This is a genomic window from Serratia sp. N21D137, from assembly GCF_047530005.1.
Lineage (GTDB): Bacteria > Pseudomonadota > Gammaproteobacteria > Enterobacterales > Enterobacteriaceae > Chania > Chania fonticola_B.
This window is the reverse complement of the sequence record NZ_JBLJAJ010000059.1, coordinates 1-8,380: the sequence shown is the minus strand read 5'-3', so window position 1 is coordinate 8,380 and position 8,380 is coordinate 1. Positions and strand designations below refer to the sequence as shown.

Below are 8,380 nucleotides of genomic sequence, written 5' to 3'. Positions count from 1 at the left end.
AACACATACTCAACACACGAGGGAGAAAATCTCTGGGCTATCGCTCCCCCAATGAGGTATTTTTAACACACTTACAGGCGGCATAAGCCCCCTGGGTTTTGTTGCGTTTCGAGTGGGAATGGGGCCAGCATCTGCAAGGGTACGAAGTGTCCCAAGCAGAACATTTTGTATCCTCTGGTTGCGTAAAAAAAATCGCCCCGAATTTTTGGCTGCTACTCTCTGTTAATGCGACAAAGTCATAAAAAATACGCCCACTTGTATTAGTAAATTTATCATGCAGATATTTAGTCTTAATTTTTTTAGAACTGTAACAATGCATAGGTGCGTCATCTCTTTTTCGTCTCGTTAAAAATATAAAAATAATGCATAACCCGTTGTTCTTGTTGATTATTTTTATTTATTTATTTTTATTTTTATTTTTATTGATAAAGCTGTAGGATTGCTAGCAACAGAAACGTAGAGCCATGAAACATCACAAGCTTTACTTTTGGTGTTTTGTTAGCATTATTTTTTAAAAATGCCAGACTAGAATTTATCAACTACTAAAAACATTAGTGCCTACTACTAGAGGTTAAGAACCAGTGAAAAAATACGCAAAAAGATACTGTGTGTCTTCAAGTATTCTTATTATAATGACTAGCTTATTCACAAATGTTGGATGGGCAGAAGAAAAAAAAATTGAAACAAGCACTCAGACTTTTGAGCTATTGCTCGGAGCAACACGTGTTATTTATAATCTTGATTCCAATGGCGCAACGCTTAGCGTAGAAAACAAGCAAGATTATCCTGTTTTAATTCGATCAAAGGTATTTTTAGAGGATAAGGAAAAATTAGCCCCATTTGCTATAAGTCCGCCATTGTTTAGACTTGAAGGTCAGCAGAAAAATCGTCTTAGAATTGTGCATACAGGTGAAAAGAATGTTGAAGACAGGGAAACCCTTTATTGGCTATGTGTGACAGGAATACCACCAAAAGAAGATGATGCATGGGCGGAAAATATGAATAAAAAAGAAATAAATAAACAGTCAGCATTAGTGAATGTAAAAGTAAGTATTAGTAATTGCATCAAGCTTATGGTGAGACCTTCAGGTTTGAAAAGAGATACTTCAGACATTGCCTCCTCATTGTTGTGGAAGAAAGAAGGAAATAATTTAACTGTAAATAATCCAACTCCATTTTATATTAATTTCAGCTCGCTAAAAGTAGATGGTGTAGAAATTAAAGATGCTGAACATGTCAGCCCATTTATGACTAAACGCTTTTCTTTGCCTAAGGATTCTCCTAGCATAGTTCAATGGCAAGTGATTAATGATTTTGGAGGGAAAAGTAAAAAATATCAATCAAATCTACGATAAGGTTATTGCGTTTTTCGTATGAGACATAAAATAGATGAAAAGAAACGAATCAATCATTATCGTTGGGGTTTTATGTTATACCTCTATGATAGAAGCAAAAGTTTACACATTCTCAACAGACTATATTGGTGAGAGTGTCGATATTTCTCGCTTCAACCAAGGAGGACAACTACCAGGTACATACACTGTAGACATATTGCTTAATGGAGGAAAAATAGATTCTCGTGACATTGTTTTCTTTGAGAAGAAAGACACACTAGGTTTATTAAAATTAGAACCTTGTGTGAGTATAGATTTACTATCAAGCTATGATGTCAAAGTCGAAAGCTTTCCAGGATTGTCAGCTGAAGAGGGAAGAGATAGTTGCGCACATCTGTCAGCTATACCGAACGCGAATTTTGAATTTTCATTTAACAAGCAAGAGCTGCATTTAAGTATTCCACAGATCGCATTGCGAAAGAAGGTTCAAGGCATTGCTGCTCAAGAGCGTTGGGATGATGGTATATCTACATTTTTACTGAACTATCAAGCTAACGCTTCCCAGACAGAAAACCATGGAAGCTCTGCAGCTAATATGAGTTCGCAATTCGTCCAGTTACAACCTGGTGCAAATATAGGGGCATGGCGTCTGCGTAATTCAACCAATTGGCGGCAGTCGGAAGGACAAAAAGGAAAATGGCAAACATCTTACACCTATGCAGAACGTGGCATGTATAACTTGAAAAGCCGACTAACACTAGGAGAGCGCTCTAGTGCCTCAGAGATTTTTGACAGTGTTCCATTCCGTGGTGTAATGCTGGGATCTGATGATGCTATGGTACCTGCTAATCAGCGTACTTTTGCTCCTGTCATACGGGGTATTGCTAGGACACAAGCACTAATTGAAGTAAAGCAAAATGGATATACTGTTTATAGTACGACTGTTGCCCCTGGCCCATTTGCTATTGATGATTTATCTGTTTCCTCAGGTTCTGGTAGTGATTTGCAAGTAACAGTTTTAGAAAACGACGGGAATACGCAAGCGTTCACTGTACCTTACAGCACACCGGTGATTGCATTACGTGAAGGATATCTAGCTTATAACCTGATGGCAGGTAATTATCGTCCAAGCGATTCCTCAGTTCATACTTCAGCTGTTGGGCAAGTTACAGTGATGTATGGTTTACCATGGGATCTTACTGTTTATGGTGGCTTACAAGGAGCTGAGAATTATAAAGCAGCTTCACTAGGATTAGGTTGGTCGTTAGGGCGTTGGGGAGCTTTATCATTAGATTCTGCTTTAGCAAATAGTGTACGCTATAACGATTCTTCTGAAAGTGGACACACCTTGCGAGTCCGGTATGGAAAATCACTTGAAGCAACAAATACAAACTTTCACTTAGTTAGCACCCAATACACATCAAAAGGATATAATACTCTTTCAAATGTTCTAGACAGTTATCGTGATGATAATATTGGACAAGCTTATTATTATGATAACATAAAAAATAAAACACGTTACACAGTAACAGTGAACCAATCGCTAGGCGAGTGGGGATCTTTGAGCATTAACGGCTCAAAGGAAAGTCATTGGAATGACTCGAGAAAAGATAACTCTTTAGGAATAAGCTATAATACGACGTTCCATAGTGCATCACTATCATTCAACTGGTCTAAAAACAAACATGTTCAGTCTTCAGGTGAGATACATACAGACAATATTAGCAGTCTTTGGATTAGCATGCCTTTAAACGATTGGTTTGGAGGGAATGCAAGAGCAAACTATCAATTTAACTCGTCATCAAATAAATCTAGCACACAGAGAGTGGGTCTGAATGGTACAAGCTTTGATAGGGAAATGTCATGGGGTATAAACCAGAGCTATCAATCAGGAAGTAAAACAACTGATAGTAATAGTAGTGCTGCAACAATATCTTTCAACCGTAGTTATGGTATATTTGGGGGTAATTACAGTTATAGTCCATCAAGTCGACACATAGGGGCAGACATAGCTGGCGGCATGGTTATTCACAATAATGGTGTTACATTGACTCAGCCGTTAGGAGATACAATGGCACTTATTGAAGCACCAGGCGTACAAGGGATTCCCGTTGGTGGCTATCCTGGAGTGAAAACAGACTTTCGAGGTTATACTGTTCAGTCTTTCTTACTTCCTTACCAAGAAAACACCATTAGTCTTGACCCTAGTAACACGCCAATAAATACAGAAATAACACAAACTGACACTAAAGTAGTGCCTACGCAAGGAGCCTTAGTAACTGCTAAATTTGCCACCCAACTTGGGGGGCGGGCAATTATAACCCTTACTCAAAGCAATGGAAGCCCTGTACCTTTTGGTGCTCTTGCTATTGTTGAAGGAAAGGATAACAGTACTAGTGTAGTTGGTGATAATGGAGAGGTATACCTGACAGGATTGCAAGAAGAAGGCGAGATATCAGTAATGTGGAAGAAAAATCAATGTAAATTGAAATACAAACTACCTGAAAAAACAAATCGAGCAGGAACTTATCTTATTAAAAAAACTTGTAATTAGATAGGTTTGTTAAAAATACTAACACATAAATATTAATCGTGCTAACATTGAGGGAATGTCTTGAAAATTTTTTTTACTTGTATTATGGTATTGATAATTGGGATTGTATCGTTATCATCATCACAAGCTTCTATGACAGAACTTAACCTACAAATGGACAGTGGTAAAATAGCTGGATTCATCCCAGGGAACACCAAAATTGGTAAAGGAAATATTGCTTCTAATGAAGAACACATTGGTTTTCAAGTGTGGAGTGATGCTTCTCGTATCGATACAAGACCCAACAGCTATATCATAAAAGGAAAAGGGGAAAATACTAATAACTTACGTGTCAGGATAGAAAATGAATCTTGGGTCCCGTTCAACAAAGACCAAGGCGGTATTATTACAAAAACAAAAGAAAATAACTCAAATTTCTATATAATTACAGACGGCGATCAGTATATAATATCTGACAGTTACACTTTAGAATTGAAAGGTAAGCTTCTTTTTTAAGAAAAAACGAAAGCTATATAATAAATTAATCATAAGGCTTGACGTGAGAATACTTACTTCATACTTATCAAGCACTTAAGTTGTGTTAAGTGTGTTTCATTGCTAGCTAAAGGTTAACAACACAAAGTAAGGAGTTTATATGCAAAATTAAAAACACTCTCAAATCAAAAATTTTATTTTAAACTAGGGGTAATAATATAAACAGAAAATTTCATTTATATGTACACCGTTAACATTCATGAAATGTACAACTGCTAATGCTTTCTTGAAGAATACTACTATATCAACGACCGCTGATACTGTAGTGATAACAACTCTTTGGGCTGTCATTCATGAGCTCAAAAGTAAAAAAAACTATCTATTAATATGATAGAGTTGAAATACTCACTGATTCATAAAAAATTTTTTATTAAGAGAGAAAAAATGAAGACAAATAAATTTATTCTAACTACGTTAGCAACACTGACCTTTGTTGGAAGTACAACTGTGAATGCTGCTTTGAACCTCGCAACTTCAAGTTCTGCAACTGATACAATCATCTTTAAAGCTCCTGGAGCCGTTGTGCATGAGCTCACGGCTCAAAAAGCTGTATCGGCTGGCTTTTTAGCAGGAAATACACCGCTTGCAGAAGGGACTGTGAGGGGCTCTGTAGGGCTTTCCGTTTATGGATTAAAATTCGCCACTCCTGTTTCAGGTGCTCCTCATTATGCAGATCTAGAAAACGCCAATAACGGTACGATGAGAGTTCGTTTACTCGTAGACGGTACCCATAATACAGACTGGGAGATTAATGGTGATTTCATGAAAACTAAGGCCCCAGCAAATACAGTTAAATACGTCATCTATTCCGATGGCAATAATCAAGATGTTGATGCTGGTGAATACTCTCTCACTATGACTGCTGCACAGTGGACTAATTAATAATTAATCCTTAGTTGTTTTCATGATCTAAATGAGCAGGGAATGTTCCCTGCTCATTCAATAGGACAGCTTAATAATACTCTAATTGCAAATCATAACGACGTGTCATTAATAATTTTCGGTCGGATATGATTTTTATTGAAAGCAGGAAATGCCTCAATTCAAATACTGAAAACTTCAATTAGGTTTCCTAAACTTCATTAACGCTATCTGGGTAAGTAAAATGAAACAAAAAATACATATAAACTTCACTACTGGAATTATAACTTACAAGGAAAAAAATATAGGTTTTTTGAATCCCCCAGAAAGAAGAGTGTTAAATAAATTAATTGAGAAAAGAGGGTGTGAAGTATCAAAAACAGAATTAATTTCTGCAGGTTGGCCATCTAGAGTAACTGTATCCAATTCATTGAATATGGCTATTAAGAAAATTAGAAGTATTTTTTTAATGGCAGAGTATGATAATATTATTATTACTGTTCAACGAGTAGGGTTCTGCATTCCAGATGCGAGCATGTTGAAATCTGTAAAAAACAGCAACAATGAAGTTGTAATTAAATATAAATATTTTAATAAAAACCCAGCTGTTTCTTTAGATGGTGTCAATTCAATTGCTAGTGACTTTAAATTTAACAAACAAAATGCAAATAAAATAGAAAATAAAGGGGACTTCTTTTATAAAAAAATCAGCTTAGATAACATGCGGTTTAAATTAAAGACTTTAGGTGTCTTTATTTTAACCTTGGCATTTTCAATGATGCTCTCATTCTTTTTAAAATTATCTTAGATGTTTTTTAAAGATATTATTTGCCTCTCTCTTGAGGTTTTTTTGAAATATTATATCTCCATAGTTTCAGATGTTAAAAATATGAATTTAAATTTTAATGACTTTCTTTTAGCTTGTAAGCTAAATAGAATAATCAAGGTAAGCCATTTTTAATCAAAAGAGATATTTAAATATGAGAGAGGCTTTAAGTTTAATTGATTTTAATTTACATACTTTAAATAGATTAATAAACGGATTGACTTACTACTCAGGAGGGGTTTATCAGCACATATCAAACTTAGAGAAACTAGCTTTTGATTTGAAAAAATCAACACCTAAAGACATTGGTGTTGATGTTCAAGCTCATTGCGAAAATATTAGAATTTTGATTTTGTTTTTATCTTCAATTGCAGAGATTGCAAGCATTGAAAAGTACGAAAAAGGAAGGGTTGAATAAAGGATTATTTCAATGCAATGGTTAGTTAGTGATGGGCGTTTTTTAATGCTTTACCAAAATCATTAAATTTACTATATATCAAACTTATAGTTATAACCTACTACTTACACCAGCCCAGGTAAAGAGTAGCTTTTCTCTTCTGCAAGGTAAGTGAAAGGTGAGCTCGTGTTGTGTGACTAACATAATGCAATAAGCTGACGTGTATTAACTGAAGCGGGTTTCGGCGTAAGGTGACAGCTCGCTGAGCCGACTGTTGGGCCAGCTCGGCAAGCGTTTTAGTACATCATGCAACCAGGCATAAGGGTCGTGACCATTAAGTTTGGCAGTTTCAGTGGACTCAGGATACAGCTGTTGCCGACGTTCGCCGCCCCCGAGCTATGCCCGGGGTGGATCTGGTGCATCACGTGGTTGCCTTCGGTGGTGCGAGGCTGTTGGTACTATCTGTACCTGGTGGAGGACGTTTTTAGCCGTAAAATCTCCGGGGCAGAAGTCCACGAAATTGAGAGTGGAGGGTTGGCAGCAGCGCTGATGCAACGAACGTTGCTGCATGAGCATTGTTATCGTCAAAGTGGCATAGGTTATGTGATGCCTGAGCAACGGCATGCGGGTCAAGATAGAGAGTTGCTCGAGTCTCAAAAGGCCAGGAGCGAGAACCCTAAGCGGTGGTCAGGGTGTGCCCGAAACTGGCAACTGAAGGATGTCGTCATGCTTAATACTGTGTGGGAAAAACAGGCTATATAAATTAACTTGGAGTGGCAATTTCATTGGCACTTACTGGGATATATCGAACAGGAATACTCGATTTTTATCTGTTTAGAATCCTGAATGAAGAGCGAGAAATGACAGAAGATGGTTTTCGGCATACAACAATGAGTTTCCGTGAGAATCGCTAAGTAACATGATAATGACACTGGAGGAATGCTGCCTACATCATCAGATGACCGGGATTTCAAGAGGTGTATGGAGATGGTGGGTCAAGATCATGTTTACTGTATTAACTCTTCAGTGTTATTCTTGAATAAATAAATTATTTTTATTTTAATTTATTTGTTGTTTCTCTATTTTAGGTTGTATTCTATTAAAATGAACAATTTTAAGTTCACTTTGATAAAAATACAAATGCTCAAAATCTCTACAAAAATGTAAGGGGGGGGGTAATTAAAAAATGGTAGACTGCGCAGTTTTTATTGTTTTATCGAAGGATAATTTTTATCGGCAAGGTGTTTTGTCTATTGCTAGTAAAAAACACACACGTTACAAGTCTAGCAAGGTTGTTTTTTTGGAAAGCTACGAAGAGCTTTTTAAAAAAATTTCAGTTTATTCTTTAAGTGAAAAACGTGTTCCGGTAGTTTTATTTTTTGACTCTTTAAATCAAATGTTAAAAAACCCAATTGTCACAAACTTCGCAGATGCTATCTTTTACAAAAATGACAGTATAAGCTATGTGGAGGGTTTTTTGGATTCTGATGTTGTGACTCCTGCATGCTATAGTAAAATTACTTTCTCATCAAGAGAGCAAGAGTTTATATCTTTATACTTGAGGGGGCTTTCTGATTGGAAAATAAGTGAGATTATGCAAATAACAAAAAAAACAGTTAGTGGCTACAGATCAAAAACTTTAAACAAGCTAAAAGTAAGAACAAAAAACTCACTACTAATGAGCTTTAATAACGGCAACCATCAGTTTCAGTAAAAAAGTGAACCTGCTTGGTAAGGTTGTTATTAACCCCCTCTGGCAGGATAGTTGTCACCCTCTAAAATTTAATCAGTTGGGGGTTAAGGCTTGAATGTGCCGAGTTACAGCGAAGAACGTAAGCAAGAGATATTAAGCAAGTTATTGCCACCATTAAATA

At 36.4% G+C, this 8,380-nt stretch carries 7 protein-coding genes and 2 pseudogenes; 8 read left to right on the top strand and 1 reads right to left on the bottom strand.

Translation table 11 applies throughout. The features are described from left to right. Nucleotides 1-581: 581 nt before the first annotated feature. The 6 genes from ACMV5H_RS24480 to ACMV5H_RS24455 all read left to right on the top strand — a co-directional run bounded on the left by ACMV5H_RS24480 (nucleotide 582) and on the right by ACMV5H_RS24455 (nucleotide 6,527). Entirely contained in the window at nucleotides 582-1,355 is a 774-nt protein-coding gene (locus tag ACMV5H_RS24480) for a fimbria/pilus periplasmic chaperone (RefSeq protein ID WP_414822677.1), read from the top strand. A gap of 34 nt (nucleotides 1,356-1,389) precedes the next feature. After that, nucleotides 1,390-3,888 (top strand): fimbria/pilus outer membrane usher protein, encoded by a 2,499-nt coding sequence (locus tag ACMV5H_RS24475; protein ID WP_414822676.1) that lies wholly within the window; start codon nucleotides 1,390-1,392, stop codon nucleotides 3,886-3,888. Between the two features lie 132 nt (nucleotides 3,889-4,020). Further along, complete coding sequence (gene afaD, locus ACMV5H_RS24470; RefSeq protein ID WP_414822675.1) at nucleotides 4,021-4,383, top strand: AfaD family invasin; 363 nt, start codon at nucleotides 4,021-4,023, stop codon at nucleotides 4,381-4,383. A 423-nt stretch (nucleotides 4,384-4,806) separates the two neighbouring features. Next, entirely contained in the window at nucleotides 4,807-5,304 is a 498-nt protein-coding gene (locus tag ACMV5H_RS24465) for a hypothetical protein (protein WP_414822674.1), read from the top strand. Nucleotides 5,305-5,527: 223 nt separating this feature from the next. Next, nucleotides 5,528-6,091 (top strand): winged helix-turn-helix domain-containing protein, encoded by a 564-nt coding sequence (locus ACMV5H_RS24460; protein ID WP_414822673.1) that lies wholly within the window; start codon nucleotides 5,528-5,530, stop codon nucleotides 6,089-6,091. Nucleotides 6,092-6,263: 172 nt separating this feature from the next. Then, nucleotides 6,264-6,527 carry a hypothetical protein gene (locus ACMV5H_RS24455; protein WP_414822672.1) on the top strand — a complete coding sequence of 88 codons (264 nt, stop codon included), beginning with the start codon at nucleotides 6,264-6,266 and terminating at the stop codon, nucleotides 6,525-6,527. 204 nt (nucleotides 6,528-6,731) lie between these two features. Here the strand turns inward: ACMV5H_RS24455 and ACMV5H_RS24450 are convergent. Then, nucleotides 6,732-6,857: pseudogene (locus ACMV5H_RS24450) on the bottom strand (transposase domain-containing protein); the annotation flags it as partial. A gap of 57 nt (nucleotides 6,858-6,914) precedes the next feature. On the opposite strand from ACMV5H_RS24450, the pseudogene ACMV5H_RS24445 reads away from it, so the two are divergent. Continuing rightward, a pseudogene (locus ACMV5H_RS24445) lies at nucleotides 6,915-7,088 on the top strand (IS3 family transposase); the annotation flags it as partial. A gap of 604 nt (nucleotides 7,089-7,692) precedes the next feature. Further along, a complete protein-coding gene (locus ACMV5H_RS24440) occupies nucleotides 7,693-8,220 on the top strand; it encodes a helix-turn-helix transcriptional regulator (protein ID WP_414822671.1) in 528 nt (175 codons plus the stop codon). Nucleotides 8,221-8,380 lie beyond the last annotated feature (160 nt).

Excerpts from the sequence above, each read along its gene's own strand:
- afaD (WP_414822675.1), top strand. The coding sequence starts at position 4,021 with ATGACAGAACTTAACCTACAAATGGACAGTGGTAAAATAGCTGGATTC.
- ACMV5H_RS24440 (WP_414822671.1), top strand. The coding sequence starts at position 7,693 with ATGGTAGACTGCGCAGTTTTTATTGTTTTATCGAAGGATAATTTTTAT.
- ACMV5H_RS24455 (WP_414822672.1), top strand. The coding sequence starts at position 6,264 with ATGAGAGAGGCTTTAAGTTTAATTGATTTTAATTTACATACTTTAAAT.
- ACMV5H_RS24475 (WP_414822676.1), top strand. The coding sequence starts at position 1,390 with ATGAAAAGAAACGAATCAATCATTATCGTTGGGGTTTTATGTTATACC.
- ACMV5H_RS24460 (WP_414822673.1), top strand. The coding sequence starts at position 5,528 with ATGAAACAAAAAATACATATAAACTTCACTACTGGAATTATAACTTAC.
- ACMV5H_RS24465 (WP_414822674.1), top strand. The coding sequence starts at position 4,807 with ATGAAGACAAATAAATTTATTCTAACTACGTTAGCAACACTGACCTTT.